The following is a 23,933-nucleotide window of genomic DNA, read 5'->3' on the forward strand; positions in this document are numbered from 1 at the left end:
AGTTCAGGGCGGTGCTGGAAGCCATCCGGGTTCCCCGTCTCGGGCTGGACCGGCCGCGGCTTCGTCCGTTGCGCGTGCGGGGCGACAAAGGCGTATTCATCGCGCGCGAACCGTGCGTATCTGCGGCAGTGCGGGATCCGTTGCACGATCCCGGAACCGGCGGATCAAGTCGGCTACCGCAAACGCCGGGGAACGGCCGACGGACGACCTCCGGCCTTCGACCGCGCGGACTCCAAGGCACGTCATGCAGTCGAGTGCGGCATCAACCGCCTGCAGCGGAGCCGGGCGGTGGCCACATGGTTCGACGAACTCGCGGTCCGCTTCGAGGCGACCATCCTCATCACTCGGATCAACGAATGGCTGCGCTCTGCCGGAAGTGTTAGCGGCGCGTGTCCTCCTGGCCAGATGCAGTACAGCGCCGCGCCCCGCTCCCGGAGAGGGCGTCCAGGGCGCGCACGTGCAGGTCAGTAAGGAATGTTCACGGGGGCGTCAGGAGATCTTCCGCGTACTGCGGGGGACGATTGGGGCCCTGTAGCTCACCGCAGGAGAAGCGGATGGTGTGGGTACGGTCCCACAACTCCATCCCGGCGGCCCACGAACCCTGGTCCCGCACGCAACGGAGAACAGCTTCCCGAAGGGGGTGCGGTACGGAAGTCTCCTCCATGTGCTCCTGGAGTTCGCGGATCGCGGTGATGTGGTCCTCCACCCGGGAAGCAACCAGGCCGGACACGGTTGCGACAGCTTCATGCGGGCCGAGGCCATCGTGCTCTTGCAGAACGGTCACCAAGTTGATCGGATCGTCTGCGACGGTCTCCACAGGTAGCGAGTGGATGTCGTTGGTCCAGCACATGATGTCGGTTGTGCTCTCAACAAGGGTCTGGAACGGAATGGAGCGGTAGAGGTCATCGGGGATCTCGGTCTGCTCCCCGATCTCCATCAGGTCGATGTGGGCATAGACGGTAGAGGCGTCCCGGCGCATCTGAACGTACTCGTTGACCGTCGGCGTCTTCCCGGTCGCCCTGAACTTGTTCTCCTGCGACTGCCCGTCCAACCAACGGTGCAGGTTCTCTTCGAATCTGGCTCCCCAGGCAATAGACATGCGGGGGAAAGCACGCCGGCACAGGTCAGACAGCGCCGCGACGAGAGGATGGCCGCTGTGCGGAGCGGAGCCGTGGAACGCCACCATCCGACGAATGGCCCGCTGGAGCCGGCCATAGTCCTCCACACGGTCGTTGAGCATCGCGTAGTTCTGCTGGTCGTCGAAGACGAAGAAACACGTGTTCCACTCGACCATGATCCTCAATGCGTCCAGGTCCGCAGTGGGGCATGCGTAGGACATGAGGCGGCCGTAGCCGAGCGAGTGGAACTTGCTGCGCGTCGTCTCGCTGCGGAACAGACCGTACGACTCGGCCCATTCTTGGGCGAGAAGTTGGACTTGGGCGTGCTGGGGGTTTGCCATCGACCAGAAGGGGAGTGGGACGGCATAGTTTGGGCCACCGATCTCGCCGATAGCGCGTCCTTCGGGCACCATCGGCGGCACCCAGGCGCTGGCAACCGGCTCAGAGTCCGAGTCCGAAGAGGCTGAGGGCATGTCACGTTCCTTCCCTATTGCGGTACTTGCCCGGCTCGACGACCATCGGGCCTGGTCACGATTGGCCTCCGCCGTTGGCGTCCGTGAGGGAGAGAACGTCCTCGAGGAGGGCATCGACAATGTGGAATTCACATGGGGGTGCAGCGAGGGAAGGGAGCGGTGATGGACAGCACCCGCGGTCAGCAAACCGCTCCGAGGCAGAACGCACCCCGCTGGTATCGAAGAGAAGGGACCATCGCGGCACTTGGGAATCGGCCGCTATCGCGGCCCACGGCGATCGTCCAGCCAGGTGGTAGTGGTCTAGGCGTTATGTGCATGCCCAGCGCGTCATGCAGTAATCGGATGTGCGCGCACCTTGCCGGTCCACGGGAGTACTCAGGCGGCGCGCAAGATGAACGTACGCCAGATCGCGCGGCCCACGCGCCCCTATGGCCAGTTGCCATATCTGGCTAATTACGTCCCAAAAGGGAGTTGCATGAAAGGACGTGTGGCTTCGCCGCCGTCAGCGGGCATGACCGGCAGGTCCACGGTGATTCGGCCGGGGGCGACCGTTTTTCAACATCCCGCTGCTGACCGCAAGCTGGGCGCTCCTGCACAACGACGAGGCTCCTGGCAGAACGGAAAGCTCGCCAGGGCGGGTGCGGAGTCGGTGCGTGCCCCGACCTGCTTGGTGAGCGAGACCTCGGCGCCCCAGCGTCCCGGCTCGCCCCGGGTGACGTACAGGTTGCCGCGCTCGGAGCGGCCGGTGTACGCGAGGACGAGCGAACCGGCGTCCGCCGCGATCACCGGTGACCAGCGGCTCGCGGCGTCCTCGCCGTCGGGGCGGACACGCTGGGGGATGGCCCAGCGGTTGCCGTCCTTGACGCAGGTGGACAGGAGCGCGTCGTCGAAGATGCCGCGGAAGGTGGCCACGAGGCGAGGTGCCTCGACGCCTTCGGTGCGGGTGAGAGAGGGGGCGCACGGGGAGCGGGCGTCATTGTGGGCGGTGATCTCGGTCTGCGGTGACACCGCGTCCCAGCCGACCTGCCGGCGGCTGTAGGTGCAGCAGCCGTCGGAGGTGTCGTGGGACATCAGGCACGGGATCTTGCGCCCCGGGCACGCGACGGAGTTGCCGTTGGCGGCGTGGAAGTAGCCGCTGAGGTCGGAGCAGGGCCATGAGGATCGCGCGTAGACGGAGCAGCGGCGCTCCCGCGCGGCCGGCCATGATCCGCTTCTGCAGCTTCAGGTCAGTGATGCGGCCTTCGTCGACTCCGGAGTTGAATGGTGTGGTGATGCCCTGGACGACTGTGGGTTGGTCTTCGCGGATGGCGTTGGCGAGGCTGGCCAGGGTGGGGAGGCGAGCAGTACCCCGGATATCTCCACCAGGTGCTGCAGCAGTGGACTGCACCGCTGGTAGCGGACCGTCAGCCCTTCCACCTGTGCAGCGAACGTCCGTCGGTCACAGCTCGGGCTGTCTCAGAACAACCGCCGCACCGACAGCCCGATCACGGCCGGTCGGCCACCGACAGCGGCATCAACCAGCGTGCGGCCACAGCGGCTGTGTCTCCGCGCGGAACCGCGACCGCAGTCCGGACACACCACCGCCAGCTCTCGGGTACGGGCGGCGATACGGACCACGCCGCCCGCCGACCACACCCGTTCCACCCGCACCGCATCCAGATGCGGTGCGACAGTTCGTACGAGGTCATCACACCCGCCGACACTGCCACCACCCATGACGGAGTGTCACCGGTGCACGGGGGCACACCCCGGCTTCACGGAAATCGTGCCAGAGCCACCTTGCTCAGTACGCCGACACACCTGCTGGTCGGTTTGGCACCTGTTCTGGCAGGACGGGCACACGGGGCAGGTCGGGCGACTGGCTGCAGTTCCAGGTCGCTCCGTGTTGCCTGCCGGGATCACGGGAACAGGGGTGGGGCACGCGACCGGCGACTGGGAGGGGATGTGGCATGAGCGAGCAGCACGGACGCGACTGGACGCGCATGACACCCGATGACTTCGACCGGGACGCCGAGCCGCGCCCGCATGCCGGCACCAGTTCGAGGGCCGTACCCGCCGTGCCTGATGAGCTCGGCACGCAACCCCTGTTCGGCGGCGAGGAAACCCTTTCCTCCCACTGCGGGCACGAACGCGGCATGGCAACCCCCGTCGGCCAGGGCGTCCTCTTCTAGTGTCCTGCGCCGGAGATTCGTTGGCAGAAGCGGGCGAGTGAGTCGAGGATCTCTTCGGCTGTTTTGGTCCAGGTGAAGGGGGTCGGGTTCTCGTTCCACTGTTTGACCCAGGCGCGGATGTCGGCTTCCAGGGAACGCACACTCTTGTGGGCGCCGCGGCGGATCTTCTGGTCCGCGAGGAAGCCGAACCATCGCTCCACCTGGTTGATCCAGGAGGAGCCGGTGGGTGTGAAGTGCAGGTGGAACCGCGGGTGTTTGGCCAGCCATGCCTTGATGGCCGGCGTCTTGTGGGTGCCGTAGTTGTCGCAGATCAGGTGCACCTGAAGGTGTGCGGGGACTTCGTTGTCGATCTTGATGAGGAACTTCTTGAACTCCGCTGCCCGGTGCTTGCGGTGCAGGGAGGTGATGACTTCGCCGGTCGCGACATCGAAGGCCGCGAACAAGGTGGTCAGGCCGTTGCGAACATAGTCGTGAGTACGACGTTCGGGCATGCCGGGCATCATCGGCGGCACCGGCTGCGAGCGGTCCAGGGCCTGGATCTGGGACTTTTCGTCCACCGACAGGACCACCGCGCCTTCGGGCGGATTGAAGTACAGACCCACCACGTCATAGACCTTCTCCACGAACAACGGGTCCGTCGACAGCTTGAACGTGTCGCTCAGATGGGGCTTGAGCTGGAACCTGCGCCAGATCCGGCCCACCGTCGACTTCGACAGGCCGCTGTGGTCCGCCATCGATGAACGCGACCAGTGCGTGGCGTTCTTCGGGATCTCCTCCAGTGTGCTGACTACGACGGCCTCCACTTGGTCGACACTGATGGTGGGTGGCCGGCCCGGCCGGGGCTCGTCCACCAGCCCGTCCAGCCGGGCGGCCAGAAACCGGCGACGCCACTTGCGGACCGTGTCCGCCGCGATGTGCAGCTCGCGTGCCACCACAACAATCGGCGGCACATCAACACCGGCGCACGCCAACACGATGCGGGCTCGCAAAGCCACTGCCTGCGCAGATGACGCCCTACGGGCCCAACGCTCCAACACCACATGTTCATCGGGCGACAACAGCAGCGGTTCCAGCTTCGGGCCACGACGAGGCACCGGCACATCCGCAGAAGCAGTCATACACAAACTAACGACGGATCTCCGGCGCAGGACACTAGTGCTCCAGTTGCAGATGGTGATCTGCAGGCTTGAGTGGCTTGCCGACGGTAGTGGCTGGCCTGGGATCGGGCCTGGTGGCGACGTCGCCAGTCGGACCAGGCGAGCTGATGGGCGACATCGTGGATGGGCTGAATGACGAGGGTGATGAACAGGCGCTGAATCTCGTTGCAGGTGATAGGCATGAGATTGTTCGATGCTGGTTGTCGGGTATGTTCATCGGCTCGGACGGCAGCGAGGAGGCATGGGCAAGCATGGCGAGAGTGACCCAGCGGGACCAGGACGTGTAGCGGCGGACCTGGTGCTCGGCCAGGGGGCGAGTTCGCCAGTACTGCGATTGCGGCGGATCAGCAGCTGACGGCTCTCGGACCGGGGGGGGCGAGGTCGATAACGGCCCAGTCGTAGAAGCGGTGACCCTTCGCCCCGGTCCCAGCCGTCAGCTTCTGCCAGGCCCGCGTGGGAACCTTCTTGGCCAGGGCATCCGCGCGGAACCTACCAGCTCTCGTTGCGGCTACTGGCGCTGGACGCCGACCGTGCCGCCCCCCTTCTTCACGTCGCCGGTCTCGTCGACCACCAGCACACCGCACGCTCGTCGTGCAGATGCTCCACCGCGTAGCCCCGCAGGGCGTCACGGACCGCCTCGGCGTCCCAGTTGGCCCGGCTGAGCAAGTGCTGCATGCCGTCCGAGGTGGATTCTCCGGTCGACTCGGCGATGGTCCAGCAATTCTCGCGAGACAAGTCCGACAGGAGTCCGAGCACCAGCCGACGGATTCGACGCCGGGGTTCGACCCGCGTGAAACGGCCTGCGATCCACGCCATCAAGCCCTCGAACGCCTCCTGCCAGCGGGCAGGATCTACGCTGTGACCTGCGGGCACCGCATGAATCTTCAGTCTTCACACATCGATGATCAACGGTGGTCGTACCCGTTTCCGCACCGGCCCCCACCAGCACGAACGCGACTCGCGGCCAGAGCACTGACGGCTCACGAATCGAACCAGCGCAGCCAGATGGGGACGTCCGTCCCGGCACGCCATCGATCGTTTGCCGCACGACGCATTTCCGGTGTTGTCAGCGGTTCCTCGTGGGTGAGCCAGTCCAGGTACCACTCGGCAAAGGTGGCGGGCTGTCCGTCGTCGTTCAAAAGCGGGTTGAGGCGATCGCAGGTCGCGCGTCCGTCGAACCACATGGCGCCACGCATGGGTCCGCTGACCACGAGGAGGGTGTAGAAGCCGCAGCCGTCATCGCAGAGAGGGACGGCCCCGCAAGTCCGCGCGTCCTCGGCGGCATCGGTCATCTCCCGCCACGCGTCATGATCGGCTTTGTAGGCCGCAGCGGAAGCGTAATCCCCCTCCTGGGGTTCGGTCAGCCAAAGATCTTCGCTCGCTGCGAGAGCAGCGTCGTGGTCCGGGAAAGGAACATGCAGGTTCGCACGGTTCGGAGGCTGGTCGCCGTCCCAGCGCCAGCCACTCTGATCGAGCCGGAGCGTGCGCACCCGCCCGCCGGCACTGACGTGCAGCAGGTACTGGCGATAGTCGTCGGGGAACCTCACACCCAACTGTTCCTCGGCCTGACGCACTTGAGCCTCACTGAGGACCGGCGGGAGAACGGCACCGGCCCCCGATCCCCGCCGTGCATAGAGAGCGACGGTTCGCTCCCGGACATCGCTCCAGTTCACCGTCTGCATGCACCGGAAGATAGCCCCGTCGACCAAAGGCCGTTCAGGCGGCCCTGGGCAGATGCGGCCATCGTGGAGAGGAGCCCGATCGTCATCGGGCACGCACCTTTCTTCCCCCGATCGGCCTGCCCGGCTCACCGCCTGGGGCGGGGGCATCCTTGGCAACCCGGCGAACATTCGCTTGCACGGCACTATGGCGTGTAGAGAGAGTTGCTGTTGAGGGTGCCCGGAGGAAGCCTCGACCGGGCTGGTGCCGTACAAGGGCGAAGGCGGCCTCGCTGGCGAGTCGCTCGGGGTTGTCGCCGGCCGAGATGAGCAGGGCAGCGACGCTGTCCGGGCCGACGCCGCGGACTTCCAGCAGGCCGGGTGTGCTGGCTTCGACGGCTTTGACTATCTGCTTGTTGAGGTCGTCGACCTCCTCGGTCAGGTGCCGGAAGCGGCGAGCGCGGCGAGGATGCGCTGCGCGCTGTGGGGGAGGAGCTCGCGGAGGCGTTCGATCTGTGTGAGCACTACCGGATCGCCAGGGGCGGCGCGTTCGACGCACCGCTGCCGGGGCGCGGGTTCGACCCGTGTGCGGCGGTCAAGGGCTGGTCGGTGCAGCGCGCCGCGCAGCAGTTGCAGGCTGCCGGTGCGCAGCGGTTCTGGCCACCCGGCTGTGACGTGGGGCAGCCCTTCGTCGTCCTGAGGCTATGCGCGGAACCGCCGCAGAAGGCCGGTCCGGTTCCGCCCCTTCGACCTGTCGCGCCCTTCGTTGCGTACGACGACGCGGTCGGCGGGCAGCGACTCCACGCCGTACGCCTTCCCGACGTCCACCAGGGTGAGGTCGATACGCGCGCGCTGTACGTGCAGGAGGGACGCGAGCTGCACGGGTGCCTGGTAACTCTGGGAGGTCAGGCGCAGCGTCAGCGTGGTGAGCGACGGGAAGAGCGGACCGAGGTCGGGGAGCGTCTGGCTCGTGAGGATTCCGTCGATGCCGAGCGACGTGACCTGGCGCAGCGGAACCTTGGGCAACGGGATGCCGTATTCGGAGGACAACGTCAGATGCCTGAGGTTCGTGGCCTGGGCGAGAAAGGAGAGATCCACGCCGTCCGGCAGCCGGTGGAGCGCCAGTCCCTCGGCGGGACTCTCACCGAGCGCGCTCAGATTGTCGATGACATCGCAGGACTCGACGGTGAGACGGCGTAGCCCGCTCAGCGGGGCCAGCGCCGGGAGCGCGATGGAGACGGCGCTGGACAGTGCGATCGTCATGGAGTGCAGCTCGGCCGGCGTGATGGTGCGTACGAGGGCCGCTGTCAGCAGCTGACCCCTGAGGTGGAGGTGGGGGAGCCGGTCGAAGGACGCGAGGCAGGGGATTTGCTCCGGCACGGTCAGATGGAGCGTGAGGTCGTCCATCGGGAGCCCGGAGAGGACTTCTTCGGTGTAGGAGCGGGCGTCGAAGTACGGCCAGGACAGGGCGAGTTCCTGTCGTACGTCACGGCTGGCCACGTGCTTGAAGCGCGCCAGCTGGTCCAGTGCCGCCTCCCCGCCTATGCGGGCGAGGGTCATCACCGTGGCCCGGGCCTGGTCGGGCGTCAGGCGGTCGGGGCCGGGCAGGAAATCGAGAACGATGTCGCCGGCCGTGGCGAGTTCCTCCGCGTCCGCCGGGGTTTCCGGAGGAATGAGCGCCGTGGCGCGCAGCGTCACGGCGGCGCGGACGGCCGGATCAAGGGTGGTGGCATGCTGCAATGCCGCGGCGGCGAGCAGGTGATAGCGGCGGCGCAGCCGGGGATCGGTCGTCTGGTCGCCGAGCTCCACCAGCTTGCGCAGGAGATAGGCGCGCTCATTGTCGCGGGCGTGGCCGACGGCGAGCCGGATCACGTCGTCCCACTGGTCGTCGCGGCCGGATTCGGCGAGCAGGTCGAGATCCTCCGCCTCGATGGCGGCCTTCGCGCCGAGGTAGTCCTGGAAGGTGCGGTGGATGAAGTCGACCATGCCGGCCGAGGGCTCGCGCAGCAGCCCGCTGCGCAGCAACAGGAAGTCGAACACGTCCTCGGCCCGCTCGGGCGGCGCGAGGTGCGGCATGGAGGGGAGTTTCTCCCGGATGATGCGGACCGCGGTCGACTGGGAGGCCTCGGACCGGCCGTTGCGGATCAGCCAGTACGCGATCCGCTGGAGCAGTTGGACCTGGGTCTCCTCCGTAGGCGCGAGTCCGTCGGGCGCGGTGATCGCACGCTCCTTGTCGCGGCGCACCAGCAGCATGGCGAGGGCGGCGGAGTACAGCTCCATCCGGCGCTCGGGCAGGTGCGTGAGCCGGTCGCGGTGCAGGGCGCAGATCAGCGCGCACATCAGGGGGTTGGTCGCCAGTCTGTACAGGTCGGACTTCTGCCGCAGGGTGCTGCGCAGGGCGTCCCGGCAGCTCTCGACCGCCTGCTGTTCCTCGGGCTCGTCGACCGTGGTCAGGGCGGCGGCATGCCAGCGGTGGACGAACTGGTCGACGTCGTTGCGGTTCATCGGCAGCAGATTGAACTCGTCGAAGTCGAGCTCGGTCAGCCAGTTCGTGCCAACGGCCGAGGGGCGGGAGGTGACGAGGAAGAAGGTCAGCGGGTACATCTCGACGAGGTCGTGCAACCACCTTCGTACGACCGGCCGTTCACTCTCGGAGACCTCGTCCACACCGTCGATGAGGACCATGCCCCGGCCGTGCGCCAGGACCCGGTCCGCCCACTGCTCCGGCTGCACACCGTGCAGGATGTTGCCCACCGCTCCGAGGAACTCCTCAGGGCCCGGCAGGCCCGGATGACGGTCGAGAGCGCGCAGCGGAAGCATGAACGGGATACGGCCCCGAAGCGCGCCCAGCTCGTCGGGGAAGGAGTTCTGCGCGGCGGAGACGGCCATCCACTGCATGAGGGTGGTCTTGCCCGATCCGGCGAGGCCGCGCAGCAGCGCCCGGTTGCAGGTCGAGAGAGCGTCCTCCACCCGCCGGCGGTTCGCCGACGGGGAACTGCCGACGCGCTGTGAGGCCAGCTCCAGGTTCAGGTAGGCGGTGTCGAGCGGCCAACGGGCCCGGTCGGGATCGCTGAGATCGAGACCGAAAATGTTGAGCTTGCCGTACTTGCGCTCGATGTAGGCCAGATAGCGGGACTCGAACTCCCCGTCGGCGCTGTCCTTCCGCGGGATCCGGTCCGCCAGCACGTCGAGCGCGCGGACGACCTCGTCGAGCAGCCGGCTCTGGGCGATCTGCGTATGGGCGATGAACGTCGAGCGCTGGGTGAAGAAGTGCAGGACGTGCAGACAGCTCAGCTCCAGCAGGCTGTCGTGGAAGGCGGTCGCGTCGGCGGACAGTTCGCGGGTGACGTCCGGCCTCTCCGTCTTCAAGCGGCGTGCCAGCGCCTCGTGCCCGAGCCGGACCGCCTGCACGTCGTCCATCTCCAGGTCGCCCAGCGCGGACAGCGTCAGGACCAGGGCGTCCGCCACGGGCTCCAGCTCGTCGGAGGCGACCGGAGGCTCGTACGGGCTGGCGTCGAGTGCCGCCTTCTGCAGTTGCCGCGCGATCTTCCACATGTCCAGGCGTGACAGCGTGCGCTTCTCCCCGTGCCAGCTCACCAACTGCGACACCCGTACGGGCTTGTCCACGAGCCCGGCGCCGGGCCCCTCCTTGACGAGGAGCCTGGCGATGATGGGGCGCGCCACTGAAGAGGCAATGCGTGCGGTCGTACCAAGACTGGCCGGATCCATGAGCCCTCCGAGCCGACATGGTGGGGCGCGCGTCCCCACCCCTGAGGCCCTTCAAATCATAGGGAGTTCGGGCCGTGGTGGGCAGGCGATCGACCACACGCCTCGCCCGGTCCATGCCAAGGACCGGGCCGTCGCCCAGTGCGTCGACGGGCGGGGCCGAGCGGTGCTGTCAGTCCGCAGCAAATGAGCGTTTTCGGAATGGCCGCCGGTCGAGTGACGGGCGGTGTGGAGGTGGGGGTGTGCAACGGGCGGGGCTCCTGTGCCGTTGAGGGGGGTGTTCGCCTCAACTCGGTAGCACGGGAGCCCTGTTGGTTCCGTTTCCTCCTGCACTCGGCCTGCCTCACGCCCTGGTCGCGTGGGTCACCATGCTCATCGTCGCCCGGGAGGGGGCCGCCAGTGCTGACTCCCGCCGCATCGGCGCGCGTTGGTCGCACTTGTGTACCTGCGCCGCCACGACACTCTTGCTCGTATCGCTGCGGCGTTCGGATATCCCTCGGCACCGCCCGTGCCTATGTCGCCGCGGTGATCCGACCCGATCGACGCCCATGCCGCCGCCCGCGGAGCAGTCTCAGGACGAGCTCCAGCCATCCCCAAGTCCCACACCGGCACGGTGGAAGCCCTTCGCCAGCTGCGTGTGTCCCGCGCGTCTGCGATCAAGGCTAGAACTCAGGCGAGCCCGGGTGAGAGCCCGCTCGGCTTCCTCCCGTACGCCGCGTCCGGGAAGCCGCAGCCCGGTGGGTTCCGCCTGGGGCCCACGCCCGGCTTGGCAAAACTGGAGGGCCTCCAGTCGATGCTGTGGGCGGCCGACCTGATGGAGCAGGGCCTGAACCCGGCCCGTCACCTCACGGGATGCGACGTGCAGCTTCCCAGATCCCGTGTCATTTATTCAGCGACCGTGTCTTGTGGATGTAGCACTTATGGCATCCATATGAGACAGCGCTCTCCTGTCGCCTTCTGGTTGGCGGATTCGCAGCCTTTCGCGTTCACGATGGCCGATTCGCATTGGATCTTGCTTCGACCGTGGGGTTTGAGCCTTGCTCCGCTCGGTTCGCTGTCGATGACGACCGGTTCGCCGACCTGCAAGCAGTCGCCACCGATGAGCTCGTTGGCGGCCGACCGAGAATGGCCTTAGAGACGGCGTTCAGTTGTCGGGTTTGATCTTCGAGGACAAGAAGAACAGCCCTGCCACCGCCGCGATGAGACCTCCGGCCAGTTCCTCGTAGCCCTGAAAGTAGAAGATGGGGATGCCGATGGCGCAGGCTGTTCCGACCAGGTCGATGACGCGTCCGATCAGGCGCCGGAATCTGCTCGGCGGCGGAGGGTGATGGGGGTTCCGCGGACTTCCCCAATAGGGGAAGGGACCCGGCCTGGGTTTCCAGTCCTCGTCTAGGAGCCGGATGAACTCCGGGTGATGGCGGGCATAGCCCATGCGGTGGGGTGCCAGGCGCCGCCACGGCAGCCAACCATGCCTGATGGCTATCCAGGTGAGTCCCGGCAGGCAGGCTACGGCCGCCCAGATCGCTGCGACCGTCCGCTCTCCGGCCGAAGTCGGCAGAATGCCGAGGAGTTGGTCCAGTCGGCCGCTGGCGGCGTAGGCGATCAACGCGGCTATGGAGAGCACCGCCGCGATCTGCTCGATCTGATGTCCGGTGTGGCAGCGGGCACAGCGTGGCACATGCACGACTTCCTGGCGCCAGGTGGTGCGCAGAACAACGATCCATGGGGTCATGGTGGTGTCGGCGCCCTGGTGCAGCCCCAGAAGGCGGTCGTACCACGACGGAGGTGTGGCATTCCCGCAGAACCAGCACTCCCGCACCATGAGTCTCTCCCCCTACGACCGGTCCCGCTGGTTCCGTCCGTCCGTCCGGCGTGCTGCGCGGTGCGGAACGTTCCCTTCCCCTCCGGCGTCAGTTTCAGCCAGTCGCCACCTCGTCATCCCCGTCCCGACTGTCCTCATCGACGAACTCGAAGTCCAACTCGTCGGGAGTGCACCAAGCCCGGGACGCGTCAGGCAATCAAAGCAAAGGGACCATCACGATAGCGCCCACAATCGTCGGAAGCCCGAGCACGATCGCTGCAACCCAGGCACCGCGGTTGCCTTGCAATGCCCGAGGAAGCGCCATCACCAACCACGGCACCGTCTCCGGGTGACCAGGGGCAGTCTGGCCGACGAGCAGGACGGCTGAGCTGAGCTGATCTTCTTGCCGTCAGCAGACTTCCGCGAAAGCCATGTCGTTTGAGAACGCTGCGGGGCAACGTTCTGAAGTGACATGGCACGCCGGCAGGTCAGCAGCTCTCTACCCGCCAGATGCACTGCGACAGGACAAGCGCAGTTCAAAGGCCGTGCTCCGCGCTCGTCCGGGGGTGACACCGCGGGCGGCAGTGCATGGTGGGCCGCTCCCGCCGGTGACGAAGACAGGTGTCACAATTGGGAACCGCCGCCATCCACGGCGAGTTCGGCGCCAGTGGTGAAGGTGGCGTCGAAGGCGAGGAAGGCGACTGCCTTGGCGACCTCGTCGGGGGTGCCCACGCGCAGCATGGGGATGACCGCGGCCATCTGTGCCTTCGTCTGTTCCACCGCTTCCGGGGGCATCGTTTTCTCCAGGATGCCGGTGTCGATCGGGCCGGGGCTGACCGCGTTGACGCGGATCTTCTTCGGCAGCAGCTCGCGGGCCAGGCTGCGGGTCATCGAGCGCAGCGCCGCCTTGCTCGCCGCGTATGCGCTGAGCTCGGGAAGGCCCAGCACATTCACGACCGAGGTGGTGAACACCACGCCGCTGCCCTCGGCCAGCAGCGGGACGAGTTTCTGCACCGTGAAGTACGGGCCTTTGGTGTTGATCGTCAGCAACTCGTCGAGGAGTTCCTCGCTTGTTGCCTCGAACGGTGCGAACCCGTTCACACCGGCGTTGGCGAACAGGGCATCGACCGTACCGAACTCGGCTTTCACACGGTCGGCCAGCGCGTCGATGTCGGGCAACGACGACGCGTCGCTGCGCAGCGCACTCGCCTTGTCGCCGAGCTGCTCGCGGGCGGCATCCAGTGCGGCCTGCTTACGCCCGGTGATGAGCACCCGTGCCCCTTCGCCCACCAGGAGCTGTGCGGTGGCCAGACCCAACCCGCTGCTGCCTCCTGTGATCACGACGTTCTTGCCCTCGTACTTGCCCACGGTGGACATCCTCTGTTTCGGGAATCGGCTTGCGGATCATGTCCCCGAGGCGGCCTCGGAGGGACAGCATCGAGTCAACAGCTGTCTGCGGTAAGGCGTCCAAGACCTGTTTCGTGCTCCGTCATGCAGGATCGGTATCACGAGTAGGGTGTCTGCATGTCCGATGGAGTTTCGCCCGCTCCGGCGCTCGATCCCGGCCTTGACCTCGACTTGCGGCTGGTGCGGTACTTCACGGTCGTCGCCGAGCATCTGCACTTCGCCCGGGCGGCGGCCGCGTTGCACGTGGCCCAGCCCTCCCTGAGCCGTCAGATCAAGCGGCTGGAGGACGCCCTCGGCGTGCGCCTTCTGGAACGCACCACCCAGGGCAGCGCCCTCACAGCGGCAGGCGCGGCCTTCCTGCCCCAGGCGCAGGCACTCCTGCACTCCGCCCAGCAGGCGGTGCGAGCCGCACGCGACGCAGCGCCACCGCGCACGATCACCATCGGGTACGTCGAGGACCTCGTCATCACTCCCGCGGTGCGGGACCTGCGCCGCGGTCATCCTGACGCCCACGTCCGCACCCGGCATCTGGACTGGAACGAAGCCCGCGCTCTTCCTGACGGCCGGGTCGACGTGCTTGTCGCCCGCGCGCCGCTTCCCATCCCGGACGATGACCTGAGTGTGACCGTCCTCTACGACGAACCCCGGGTACTCCTCGTGCCCGCATCCCACCGCCTCGCCGACAAGAAGTCGGTCAGGCAGGACGACTTCGCCGACGAATCCCTGCTGCCCTGTGCCAGCATGGCCGCGGTCTGGAGCGAGTTCTGGCGGCTCGACCCTCTGCCGGACGGCGACCCCGCACCACGCGGTCCGCTGCTCGTGGACACCTTCGAGGACAAGCTCGAAGTCGTCGCCGACGGGCGCGCCGTCGCCGTCGTGCCTGCGTACGACCGCCGCTACACACTCCGGGACGATGTCATCGCCATCACCGTCGACGACATGGAACCCTGTCAGGTGGTCGTCGCCAGCCGCTCAGGCGACCGCAGCCCGCTCGTAGCCCGCTTCCGGGAAGCCTCGCGCCGGTTCCTCGAACCCCGGCATGAGGAAATGACACATTCCTGATCCGGCCGTCCAGCGAGACGGCCCGAGACAGGGGAAGGACACCAGGTCGCAGCGCCGGCACCTGACAGCGAACCCGAGAACCTACACGACGCCGCCCTGGACGAAGGAGTAAGTCGTGGGGGAGATCGAGGACGCGATCTAGCGGGCCGACCGCGAGGCGTTCACCAAGGAGGCGCCGAAGACCCGCAAGGGCCAGATCGGCTCGGCCTCCTGCTCGAGCAGTTCGGCAGCGCGAAGGGCGTCGCCCAGGAGCTCGGGGTCACCGCTGACTCCGTGAACCGCCACCGGCGCGGCGCACGCAAGCATGCCCGCCCGGACGTCGCCGCGAAGATTGACGACACGGTGAAGGCTCGGTGGCAGCCGGTGCCAGCCGGTGGTACGCAAGCGCCGACAGAAGCAGGCCGTCGCCTCGGGCCGGATCACGGCGGAGACCCGGGCCCGGTTTCTCCGGCGGTCACGGCGACGAGCTGCGGCTGCTCATCTTTGCGCCGCTGTGCGGTGCCCCGGCATCCGGGGTCCTCGCTCTGGGCGGTGACGTGATCGGCGGCCGCCGGCAGACTCCTGTCGTCTGCCATCTTGCGCCTGGAGGAGCTGGCGGCAGTCTCCATCGGACGTGTCCAGTGAGCCGACGCCCGTTCGATGCGGTGCAGTGCGATGCGGGCAGCGCAAGAAGAGGGAACAGGGCGCAGGGCTCGGTCACTTGGTCCGGGGACGCGGTGACCTTGATTCCGCCGACGGCGAGAAAGGAGGCTGCGGCGAAGAGCAGCAGCAGGCTCAGGACACAGTGCTGCGGACTGATCGCGGCGACCACGATCAGGGCGATGGCCGACACCACTCCGACGGCCATGATCCAGCTGGCGTAGAGGGTGCGGCACCACCACACCGAGTACCGCGTGGGCTGCTGGTCCTTGCTTGTCAGGTGTTCCTCCCTCCCGCAGTCAGCCGCCGAGAGCGACGGCTGCGCCCAGGGCGTCCGTGATGACGTACTGGTAGACGGGCACGGAGGTGGGCCCGTCGTCACTCGTGTCGCTCCCTCAACTTTCCATCAGCGTTTTGAGGCGGGCCAGGTCGGCAGCGACCATGCCGGCGTCCCGCTCGAGATCGGCGTCACTCATATCCGCGCGACGGCGAAGAGTGAACACGACCTCGCTTCCAGCCCCGTAAGCGATCACCCGAAGCGGGTTGTAGACGCATTCCCCTGAGGGCAGCGTGACATGGTGATCGAGCACACCCAGTTCATTGCACGGGGCGAAAGTGATCTCGACGCGTCCCATCGGGGAAGACTGCGCAACCCACTGGCCATCGATCAGTTCGACGGACTCGCCCAGGCCATGAGCCCAAGCAGGAAGATTGACCGGGTTCGATGCATAGGCATAGGCATCGCTGACAGAGCGGTCGATGAAGGTACTGAGATGCCATGACTGCTCGCCCAGATCGTTCATGGCCGTGACGGTAACGGACCACGCCCACCGACCTCTTGAACGAATCGGACACGAGCACGCGAGCGCCCACCTCTATGACGAGGCCCACCGCCCGGCTCGCCGTGCATGACGCTGGTGCCCGGCCCTCGTACAGGGAGGACTGCACATTGTTCGGGCTCCGGGCTCCGCAAGACAACATGGTCGGGGTGCATCCGGGTGTGTCTTCCGGTGAAGAACCGGGCAACCTCGTGTGTGTCGGCTCCGGCGACGGCAGACGGCCCGGCCCCGTTGCCTCATGTTCTTGGCGGAGTCGGCGCCGCGGAGGAACGGTCCCGTGGACAGCGCACGTTGATGCGCCCACGGGGCCCTGTCGCACCGTGATCGTTCAACGGCGACGTTCCGGGTACGTCCCGACCACTGAGCCTTCGCAACTTGAATTCGCAGGTCAAAGGGCTGGTGTGACGGCCTTCCGGGGTGCTTACGCTGGCCGTTGGCAGGAGTCTGCGGAGAAGATCATCCGTCAGCGGTCGACTTTGAGGTTCGTCAGGACGATCAGGGCGCGCAAGAGTTGGGTCGCGCGGGCTGGGTCGGGGCGAAGCTTGGTGAGGATCCGCGTCGATGATGCCAACCAGGCGGTCGTCCGCCCACACCGAGGCGGCTGGCGATGTCGTCGTCGGTCGGGCTTGGCGTGTCCACCGGAGACGAGCACCTTCCCGCTCGCCAGGTGCAGCACGTGCAGGACACGGTCGAACTGATCACCCACCAGGCGCTGGGCCACTACGACCGCGCCGAGGCCGCCGCCGCAGACCTCGGCAGCTCAGGCCAGGTTGCGCTCGATCACGTGCCGGATGATCCGGTGCAGCACGTCCGCCTCGGGGGACGGCAGCGGCAACGGTCTGAGCCGGCACCAGGCGTCTTCCAGGGTCTGCCGGGCCCCCTCGGCGCAGGCCTTCAATGCGCCGCAGTGCTCCAGCTCGGCGACGGCGCGGTGCACAGTGTCGGGCCGCTCGCCGCCGTCGCGTACCCGGTGCTAGAGGGCGCGGATCCGGTCCGTGGGCAGCAGAGCGATCGCGTGAGCCAGCGGCATTGTGACCTTCCCATTGCACAGGTCCTCACCGATGACCTTGGTCGGCGTTCCCGCCCGTCGCACTCCGTACCGCCCGTGCCTCTGTCGCCGCGGTGACCGGTCTGCTCGCCGAGCAGGCTCCGGGCCTGTTGAAGACGCTGCGCGCGCACGACCCGGACTTCGTCCTCCTGGACGGCCCGCTCGCCGAGCGCGAGCGCGACCGCGTCGGCGACGGCAGGGCCGACTGCTCCTCGAAGCGAAAGCGGCGCGGGGTGAACGTGCAGGTGGTCACCGACCCGGTCGGCGAAATCCTGTGGCTGTCGCCGACGCTGCCGGGCCGGACCCACGACCTGACGGCCGCCCGCACCCACAAAATCCTCCGGAAGAGCCGTCCTCACCCTGGAGAGCCAACGCTGAAAACGTTCAGTGACTGGACGCCCCCGGGACGGGCGGGGGAGAGACCGGTAGTCGACGGTGTCGGGGTGGATGCGCGGCGCAGCCGTCGCGCGCCGGCGCCCCAGGCCGTGCTGGAGGCACGTCTCTGCCGGACGTCGGCGAGCAGCGAGCCCTGGCCGAGCCCTGGCCGAGACCGTCGACAGCTCCCTGATGGACCTCGACGAGGCCGCGTTCCGAGCCGCCCCTGAACACCCTCCGGCCAACGGGCCAGGACGCCTTCCCCTCCAGGGCGTCCCGGCCTGTTTCCGTAGGGCTTTGTCCCATCCATAGAGATGTGGTGTACCGGATTTCGCCATCCTTCGCGCCCGTCGGCGATGCCGATTCGCGCGGTATGACATGTTCTGCGGTGAAAGAACATGGCCATGGCACCGTGATTTGTTCCGGAATGTTCTATTCCCGCCGATGGTCACCTGGGGGTATCCGTGGAACTCCTCCGTCCGCCCCGACCGGGTTCGCACAGGTCGTTTTGCGCCAGTCACAAGAACTCACTCGTCGAACATCCGTACCCGGCCTAGGGTCACCGACGGACCACTGCGGTCCAACTGGACCTCATTGAGAGGGAGTTCATGAGACTCAAACACCTGGCAGCTGTCGGCGCGGTCGCTCTGGCGACCACCGCGGGCAGCCTCGTCCTCGCTTCGCCGGCCAATGCGGCCGTCTCCTGCAGCGTCGACTACGCCTGTCTGCACTACAACTCCAACAACGCGGGCGCCCTGTACAAGCAGTACTACGCGATCCCGGACTACGCCGGCCTCAAGTTCTCCGCAAGCACCAGCACCAACGGCGGAAACGGCGCCGAACTGGCGGTCAAGAACAACGCCGCGTCCGTCGACAACTGGGACTTCGACCTCGGTATCCGCATCTACTACAACTCGAACTACAACGCCAGCTTCGCCTCGCAGGCCATCGCCAAGGGCGGCTTCGCGAACCTGAACTCCACGATGAAGAACAACAACGCGTCCGGCGACTGGTTCTGAGCAAGCCCATCCGCAGAACTGCGTGACAAGAACCGTGCCCCGAAGCGTCCTCAGGACGTGGACGAGATTCTCCGCACGGTGCACGGGCACTCCGCTCGCCGGAATCGGGCGGAGTGCCCTTCTTCATGCTCAGATCCCAGACGCCCACTCATCAACAAGGAAGTGCCGCTCGTGAAGCAGCTCCGCTCCCGCTCCCTCCAGGGCGCAGCCGTTCTGACCGTTCTGGCTGCCGCGTTGGCCACTGGTTGTTCCGGTTCGTCGACGGAGAAGACCGTGGCATCCGACGGCGCCCCCGAGGTCTCGTCGACCCCCAAGATCACCACCCGGGTGGAGACGCCGGTTCCGGTCGAGGCCTACCTCCTCACCGACGAGCAGTCGGCTGCGCTCGGCAAGGCCGAGAACACCTTGCGCGAGCGCTGCATGCAGCGGTTCGGCATCCAGTTCCACGAGCCCACGACGGAGCTGAAGGGCCCGAAGTACGTCCTCTCGCAGTACCGGTACGGAAAACTCGACCCTGCCGTCACCGCCCAGTACGGGTTCCAGGTGCCCGGCCAGCACACCGCGTCCGACCTGGCCAAGGCGAAGAACGCGGGGACCGCCTCCCGGTCGAACCTGTCGACGGCCCAGCTCGGTGTCCTCAGGGGCACCACCGATCCCTCGGTCAAGTCCGGTCCCGGCGGCCAGGACTACAACGGCAAGAAGGTCCCCGTGGGCGGCTGCTACGGCGAGGCGAAGAAGAAGCTGGGCAACTACCAGGACGCCCCGGTCGCCGTTGACGTCAACATCAACAGCTTCCAGAAGTCGACGGAGGACAAACGGGTCAGGGCGGCCTTCGCCAAGTGGTCCGGCTGCATGAAGAAGGAGGGCTTCGACTACCCGACGCCGATCAAGGCCGACGGTGACCCGAAGTGGGCGGGCACGACCGTGAGCGCCGAGGAGAAGCAGGTGGCGACGGCCAGTGCCACCTGCATGGAGAAGTACAACGTGGCGGGCATCTGGAACGCGGTCGACGTCGCCTACCAGAAGCAGGCCATCGAGAAGAACGCGCAGCAGCTGGACGCCGTCAAGAAGGACATCGAGCACGACGTCAAGCTGGCCGCCCAGGTCACGGGTGAGTGACATGACGACGACCGGTGACATCCCCCCGGCCGAGGACGACAACGCGTCCGTACTCGCCAGGCGGCGGCGCTGGGTGGCCCTCGTCGCCGCGGGGGCGGCGCTGCTGGCCGGGGCCGGCGTCGGCGCCTCCCTGCTGATCAAATCCCCGGCGCAGGCCGCCGCCGACGCGCGGGCCCCCTCTCCGGACATCCTGACCTCACCGGTCGAGAACCGGGTACTGAAGGACTCGGTGATCCTGCGGGGCACGGTCACTGCCGGACAGTCCGTCGACGTGACCCCGGCCAACGCGGGCGGAGAGGACGGCGGCCGCCCGGTCGTCACCAAACTGCCGATGCGCCAGGGGCAGACCGTCTCCGCGGGCCAGGTCGTGATGGAGGTGTCCGGGCGCCCGGTGTTCGCGCTCAAGGGCTCGGTGCCGGTGTACCGGGACCTCAAGCCGGGCACCGAGGGCGACGACGTCAAGCAGCTCCAGAAAGCGCTGACGTCACTCGGACACCGCACCGGGAACGACCGCACAGGACACTTCGGAACGGGTACCAAGAGCGCCCTCAGCGCCTACTACGCCTCCATCGGTTACGACCCGCTGCCCGCATCCGCCGACGAGGCCGACCAGATATCGGCAGCGGAGAGCGCGGTGACGGCAGCGGAACGCGCCCACGAGGACGCGCTGGACACCCTGCGCGAAGCGACGGCGGCCACAGCGTCCTCGACCGCCTCGGCGTCCACAGCCGCACCGAGCCCCTCGGCCTCCGCGACACTCTCGGCGGCCGACCTGGCCGACGGTAAGACGGTTCCCGGCTCCGCCGGTTCGGGCGGCGGCGACGGCACGTCCGGTGGCGCGGACACCCGTTCACTGCGGAAGGGTGTCAGCCGCGCCGCGGAGGACCTCGCCACGGCCCGGGAAGCCCTCAACAAGGTCAAGCAGAAGGCCGGGCCGATGCTGCCGTCCGGCGAAGTGGTGTTCATCCGCAGCTTCCCCGCCCGGGTCACCCAGGTCTCCGCGGTGGTGGGCTCCGGCGCCGACGGTGCGGCGATGAAGATATCGGCCGGTCAACTGGTGGTCGACGGCTATCTGCAGGAACAGCAGAAGGGCCTGATCAGATCCGGGCAGAAAGTGCGGATCGACATCGAGTCGGCCGGCCTCACCGTGCCCGCCACGGTCACTTCGGTGGCCGACTCCCAGGACAACGGCCAACAGGCGACCGGGCAGAGCGGCACCGACGGCTCCACCGCGGGTGACACCGCGGGCAGCGGCACGGGCACCGGCACGGGCGGCAGCGCCGCCTCCGTCCCTCAGGGCTATCTGATGGTGGTCCACCCGAAGCGGCCGCTGCCGTCGAATTCCGCCGGCGAGGACGTACGGCTGACCATCGAGGCGGCCTCCACGTCGGGCGCCGCACTGGTTGTTCCGGTCACCGCCCTGTCGTCGGGAGCCGACGGAAAGAGCGTCGTCACCGTCGTCCTGGAGGCCGGTGACGGACAACAGAGTGGCAGGCAGCGCAGGGTCGCGGTGCGGCCCGGCACCTCCGGTGACGGCTTCGTGTCCGTGACGCCCGAAGCGGGCGCGTCCCTCAAGGAGGGCGACCTGGTGATCACCGGCGTCAAAAAAGGCGCGGGGAGCGGCTCGTGACGCTGATCCAGCCGGACGCCGAACCGCGGGCTCCCGGCGTACCGCCTCCGGTCATCGAGTTCCGGCAGGCGGGCCTCACCTATCCGGGACCGCCGCCGGTACCGGCGTTCAGACCGTGCGACCTGACGATCCGCCGCGGTGAGTTCGTCTCCGTCGTCGGCCCCTCCGGGTCCGGCAAGTCGACGTTCCTGAACATCGCGGGGCTGCTCGACGCACCGACCCACGGCAGCTATCTGCTGGACGGCATCGACACCGGCGCCCTGCGGGACGCGGACCGCACCGCGCTGCGCGGACGCCGTATCGGATTCGTCTTCCAATCCTTTCACCTGCTGCCGCACCGCTCGTCGCAGGAGAACGTGGTCCTGGGCATGACGTACAACGGCGTCGCCCGCGCGGAGCGCTCCGCGCGGGCGCGCGACGCGCTGGTACGGGTCGGGCTCGGCCACCGGCTCAACGCGCTGCCCACCCGGCTGTCCGGCGGTGAACGCCAGCGCGTCGCCATCGCCCGCGCCGTGGCGTGCCGTCCCTCGCTGCTGCTGTGCGACGAGCCGACCGGCAACCTCGACACCCGTAACGCCGAAGCGGTGCTGGAACTACTGGACGAACTGCACGCCGACGGCATGACGGTGGTCGTCATCACCCATGACCCGCTGGTCGCCGGCCGCGGCGCCCGTACCGTCGCGATCCGCGACGGCGTGCTGCACGAGGACCGGGAGAGCACCGCGTGAGCGACACCGAACGGCCGGACCGGGCCGTCGAACCGTCCTCCTTCAGTGTGCGTGACCTGCTCGCCGAATCGCTGGCCGGACTGCTCCAGCGACCGGCCCGTTCCGCCCTGACCGCGCTGGGTACCGTCCTCGGTGTCGGCACCTTCGTCGCGATCCTCGGTCTGACCGCCACCACCTCCTCGCAGATCGATGCCCGGTTCTCCGTACTCACCGCCACCGAGGTCACGGTCCAGGACGTAGCACGGGAGCAGGACCCGTACGCGTCGATGGCCTTTCCCCGCAACGCCGACCAGCGGATCGAGAGACTCGCCGGGGTGGAGCACGCCGGGGTGTTCTGGGCCGTGCGCACCGGCCCCGACATGCGGGTACGTGCCTCCCTGGGCGGCGGTTCGGCCGACGGGACCGGCGAGGACGCCGCGCTGGTGGCTGCTTCCCCCGGGGTCCTCGAAGCCGCCGTACCGCACCTGTCCCAGGGCAGGATCTTCGACGCCTACCACGAGAAGCACGCCGACGATGTGGCCGTGATCGGCTCCGGCCTGGCCGAGCGACTCGGCGTCACCACCCTGGAGACGCATCCGGCGATCTTCGTCGGCGAGCAGCCGTTCACCGTCATCGGCATCATCGACGACGTCCGGCGCAAGGCCGATCTGCTCTCGTCGGTCGTCATCCCGCGCTCCACCGCACTCGGGCTGTACGGCGAGCCGCAGGACACCCCGGCGAAGATGCTCATCTCCACCCGGATCGGCGCCGCCCAGCAGATCGCCGCCGAGGCGCCGACCGCCCTGCGCCCGGACCACCCCGGTTACCTCAAGGCCGTGCCACCGCCGGATCCCAAGTCGCTGCGCTCCCACGTGACCGACGACCTCAGTCAGCTCTTCCTGCTGCTCGCCTCGATCTGTCTGGTCATCGGCGCGGTCGGTATCGCGAACACCACGCTGGTCGCCGTCCTCGAGCGCACCGGAGAGATCGGTCTGCGCCGGGCGCTGGGTGCTCGCGGCCGCCACATCACCGTGCAGTTCCTCGCCGAGTCCGCCGCCCTGGGCGCACTCGGCGGCCTCATAGGGACCAGTCTCGGTACCGTGACCGTGGTGGCTGTCGCCGTGGCCCGCGACTGGACGCCGGTGGTGCACCCGACGACCGTCGCGGCCGCCCCGGTGATCGGCTTGGTCACCGGCCTGGTGGCCGGTCTCTATCCGGCGCTGCGGGCATCCCGCATCCAGCCGGCGGAAGCACTGCGACGCTGAGATCCGTATTTCTTTTCCGGACGCCGTGACAGGATCCGCACCCCGCGGCGTCCTTAAGGATGTGGAAGAACTCCGATCGGCTGAAGGGCTGGGGCACAGTGGCGTCTTCGGAGGACCTCGGGCAGTTCGAGGAGTTCGCCCGTGCCGGCAGCCCGCGCCTGTTCCGTACCGCCCTGCTGCTCTGCGGGGACTGGCACCTCGCCGAAGACCTGGTACAGACGGCCCTGGGCAAGGCGTACGCCTCCTGGCACCGAGTGCAACGGGCAGACAACCCGGAGGCGTACGTACGGACCGTGCTGATGCGCAGCTTCATCTCGCACACCCGGCTGCGCCGGTCCACCGAGCGACCGGTCTCGGCCGTGCCCGAAGGCACGGCCATGGATTCGGACGCCGCGCTGCGGGTCACGCTCCTTGCCGCGCTCGCGGAGCTCCCGGTGCGCGAGAGAGCCGTGGTCATCCTGCGGTACTGGGAGGACAGGAGCGTGGCCGAGACGGCGCGTGAACTCGGCCTCAGCCAGGGATCCGTCCGCAACCGGAGCGCGGTCGGCCTGTCCCGGCTGCGCAAGCTCATCGGTGGCGAGCACGCCTCGTACTCTCCGCACTGATCATGACAGTCCGACCGAACCACCCTGCCCGCCACCGAGAAGGACGGTGCTCCGATGCCGCTGCATGAACACGATGACCCAGCCGCAGACCTTTTCGGACCCGAGCTGTCCCGC

At 67.8% G+C, this 23,933-nt stretch carries 18 protein-coding genes and 6 pseudogenes; 14 read left to right on the plus strand and 10 right to left on the minus strand.

Going from position 1 to position 23,933, the window contains the following annotated elements:
* Positions 1-478: 478 nt before the first annotated feature.
* Together ACZ45E_RS26835 and ACZ45E_RS26840 are read right to left on the minus strand one after the other, a co-directional pair.
* Entirely contained in the window at positions 479-1,591 is a 1,113-nt protein-coding gene (locus ACZ45E_RS26835; protein WP_468224985.1) for a terpene synthase family protein, read from the minus strand.
* 555 nt (positions 1,592-2,146) lie between these two features.
* Positions 2,147-2,662 carry a hypothetical protein gene (locus ACZ45E_RS26840; protein ID WP_468224988.1) on the minus strand — a complete coding sequence of 172 codons (516 nt, stop codon included), beginning with the start codon at positions 2,660-2,662 and terminating at the stop codon, positions 2,147-2,149.
* 878 nt (positions 2,663-3,540) lie between these two features.
* Between ACZ45E_RS26840 and ACZ45E_RS26845 the strand changes: the two genes are divergently transcribed.
* Positions 3,541-3,762, plus strand: a complete 222-nt coding sequence (locus tag ACZ45E_RS26845) for a hypothetical protein (RefSeq protein WP_468224990.1) — start codon at positions 3,541-3,543, stop codon at positions 3,760-3,762.
* Here ACZ45E_RS26845 and ACZ45E_RS26850 read toward each other — a convergent pair.
* The 3 genes and pseudogenes from ACZ45E_RS26850 to ACZ45E_RS26860 all read right to left on the minus strand — a co-directional run bounded on the left by ACZ45E_RS26850 (position 3,759) and on the right by ACZ45E_RS26860 (position 6,601).
* Positions 3,759-4,880, minus strand: a complete 1,122-nt coding sequence (locus ACZ45E_RS26850) for an IS630 family transposase (RefSeq protein WP_468224993.1) — start codon at positions 4,878-4,880, stop codon at positions 3,759-3,761. The genes ACZ45E_RS26845 and ACZ45E_RS26850 overlap by 4 nt on opposite strands.
* Before the next feature lie 65 nt (positions 4,881-4,945).
* Positions 4,946-5,735, minus strand: a pseudogene (locus ACZ45E_RS26855) (transposase); the annotation flags it as partial.
* 164 nt (positions 5,736-5,899) lie between these two features.
* Positions 5,900-6,601 (minus strand): SMI1/KNR4 family protein, encoded by a 702-nt coding sequence (locus tag ACZ45E_RS26860; protein ID WP_468224995.1) that lies wholly within the window; start codon positions 6,599-6,601, stop codon positions 5,900-5,902.
* A 432-nt stretch (positions 6,602-7,033) separates the two neighbouring features.
* Between ACZ45E_RS26860 and ACZ45E_RS26865 the strand changes: the two are divergent.
* Positions 7,034-7,234: pseudogene (locus tag ACZ45E_RS26865) on the plus strand (FAD:protein FMN transferase); the annotation flags it as partial.
* 45 nt (positions 7,235-7,279) lie between these two features.
* On the opposite strand, the gene ACZ45E_RS26870 reads toward ACZ45E_RS26865, so the two are convergent.
* Positions 7,280-10,306: an NACHT domain-containing protein gene (locus tag ACZ45E_RS26870; RefSeq protein WP_468224998.1), complete on the minus strand. Its 3,027-nt coding sequence runs from the start codon at positions 10,304-10,306 to the stop codon at positions 7,280-7,282.
* A gap of 308 nt (positions 10,307-10,614) precedes the next feature.
* Between ACZ45E_RS26870 and ACZ45E_RS26875 the strand changes: the two are divergent.
* The 3 pseudogenes from ACZ45E_RS26875 to ACZ45E_RS26885 all read left to right on the plus strand — a co-directional run.
* A pseudogene (locus ACZ45E_RS26875) lies at positions 10,615-10,831 on the plus strand (transposase family protein); the annotation flags it as partial.
* A gap of 1 nt (position 10,832) precedes the next feature.
* Positions 10,833-10,979 (plus strand): annotated as a pseudogene (locus ACZ45E_RS26880) (IS110 family transposase); the annotation flags it as partial.
* Positions 10,980-11,171, plus strand: a pseudogene (locus ACZ45E_RS26885) (hypothetical protein); the annotation flags it as partial.
* 276 nt (positions 11,172-11,447) lie between these two features.
* Here the strand turns inward: ACZ45E_RS26885 and ACZ45E_RS26890 are convergent.
* Positions 11,448-12,125, minus strand: coding sequence for a hypothetical protein (locus ACZ45E_RS26890; protein WP_468225000.1), 678 nt, complete (start codon positions 12,123-12,125; stop codon positions 11,448-11,450).
* Positions 12,126-12,728: 603 nt separating this feature from the next.
* A complete protein-coding gene (locus tag ACZ45E_RS26895) occupies positions 12,729-13,472 on the minus strand; it encodes an SDR family oxidoreductase (RefSeq protein WP_468225001.1) in 744 nt (247 codons plus the stop codon).
* 156 nt (positions 13,473-13,628) lie between these two features.
* Here ACZ45E_RS26895 and ACZ45E_RS26900 point away from each other — a divergent pair, with 156 nt between their 5' ends.
* Positions 13,629-14,573: a LysR family transcriptional regulator gene (locus tag ACZ45E_RS26900; protein WP_468225004.1), complete on the plus strand. Its 945-nt coding sequence runs from the start codon at positions 13,629-13,631 to the stop codon at positions 14,571-14,573.
* Between the two features lie 138 nt (positions 14,574-14,711).
* Here ACZ45E_RS26900 and ACZ45E_RS26905 read toward each other — a convergent pair whose 3' ends face one another.
* Positions 14,712-14,858: a hypothetical protein gene (locus ACZ45E_RS26905; protein ID WP_468225007.1), complete on the minus strand. Its 147-nt coding sequence runs from the start codon at positions 14,856-14,858 to the stop codon at positions 14,712-14,714.
* Between the two features lie 749 nt (positions 14,859-15,607).
* Positions 15,608-16,015, minus strand: coding sequence for an SRPBCC family protein (locus tag ACZ45E_RS26910; protein ID WP_468225008.1), 408 nt, complete (start codon positions 16,013-16,015; stop codon positions 15,608-15,610).
* A 643-nt stretch (positions 16,016-16,658) separates the two neighbouring features.
* Between ACZ45E_RS26910 and ACZ45E_RS26915 the strand changes: the two genes are divergently transcribed.
* The 8 genes and pseudogenes from ACZ45E_RS26915 (at position 16,659) to ACZ45E_RS26950 (ending at position 23,819) form a co-directional block, all read left to right on the plus strand.
* Positions 16,659-17,177 carry a hypothetical protein gene (locus ACZ45E_RS26915; protein ID WP_468225011.1) on the plus strand — a complete coding sequence of 173 codons (519 nt, stop codon included), beginning with the start codon at positions 16,659-16,661 and terminating at the stop codon, positions 17,175-17,177.
* Positions 17,174-17,443: pseudogene (locus tag ACZ45E_RS26920) on the plus strand (transposase family protein); the annotation flags it as partial. The gene ACZ45E_RS26915 and the pseudogene ACZ45E_RS26920, both read left to right, overlap by 4 nt.
* A 639-nt stretch (positions 17,444-18,082) precedes the next feature.
* Positions 18,083-18,493 (plus strand): hypothetical protein, encoded by a 411-nt coding sequence (locus ACZ45E_RS26925; protein WP_468225014.1) that lies wholly within the window; start codon positions 18,083-18,085, stop codon positions 18,491-18,493.
* A 273-nt stretch (positions 18,494-18,766) separates the two neighbouring features.
* Positions 18,767-19,612, plus strand: a complete 846-nt coding sequence (locus ACZ45E_RS26930) for a hypothetical protein (RefSeq protein WP_468225017.1) — start codon at positions 18,767-18,769, stop codon at positions 19,610-19,612.
* Between the two features lies 1 nt (position 19,613).
* Positions 19,614-21,242, plus strand: a complete 1,629-nt coding sequence (locus ACZ45E_RS26935) for a peptidoglycan-binding protein (protein ID WP_468225019.1) — start codon at positions 19,614-19,616, stop codon at positions 21,240-21,242.
* Positions 21,239-21,970 (plus strand): ABC transporter ATP-binding protein, encoded by a 732-nt coding sequence (locus ACZ45E_RS26940; RefSeq protein WP_468225022.1) that lies wholly within the window; start codon positions 21,239-21,241, stop codon positions 21,968-21,970. The genes ACZ45E_RS26935 and ACZ45E_RS26940 overlap by 4 nt, the downstream gene beginning before the upstream one ends.
* Positions 21,967-23,214, plus strand: a complete 1,248-nt coding sequence (locus ACZ45E_RS26945) for an ABC transporter permease (RefSeq protein ID WP_468225025.1) — start codon at positions 21,967-21,969, stop codon at positions 23,212-23,214. Before ACZ45E_RS26940 ends, ACZ45E_RS26945 begins: the two co-directional genes overlap by 4 nt.
* Positions 23,215-23,312: 98 nt before the next feature.
* Positions 23,313-23,819: a SigE family RNA polymerase sigma factor gene (locus ACZ45E_RS26950; RefSeq protein ID WP_468225028.1), complete on the plus strand. Its 507-nt coding sequence runs from the start codon at positions 23,313-23,315 to the stop codon at positions 23,817-23,819.
* Positions 23,820-23,933 lie beyond the last annotated feature (114 nt).

This window comes from Streptomyces sp. NPDC030991, from assembly GCF_055571235.1.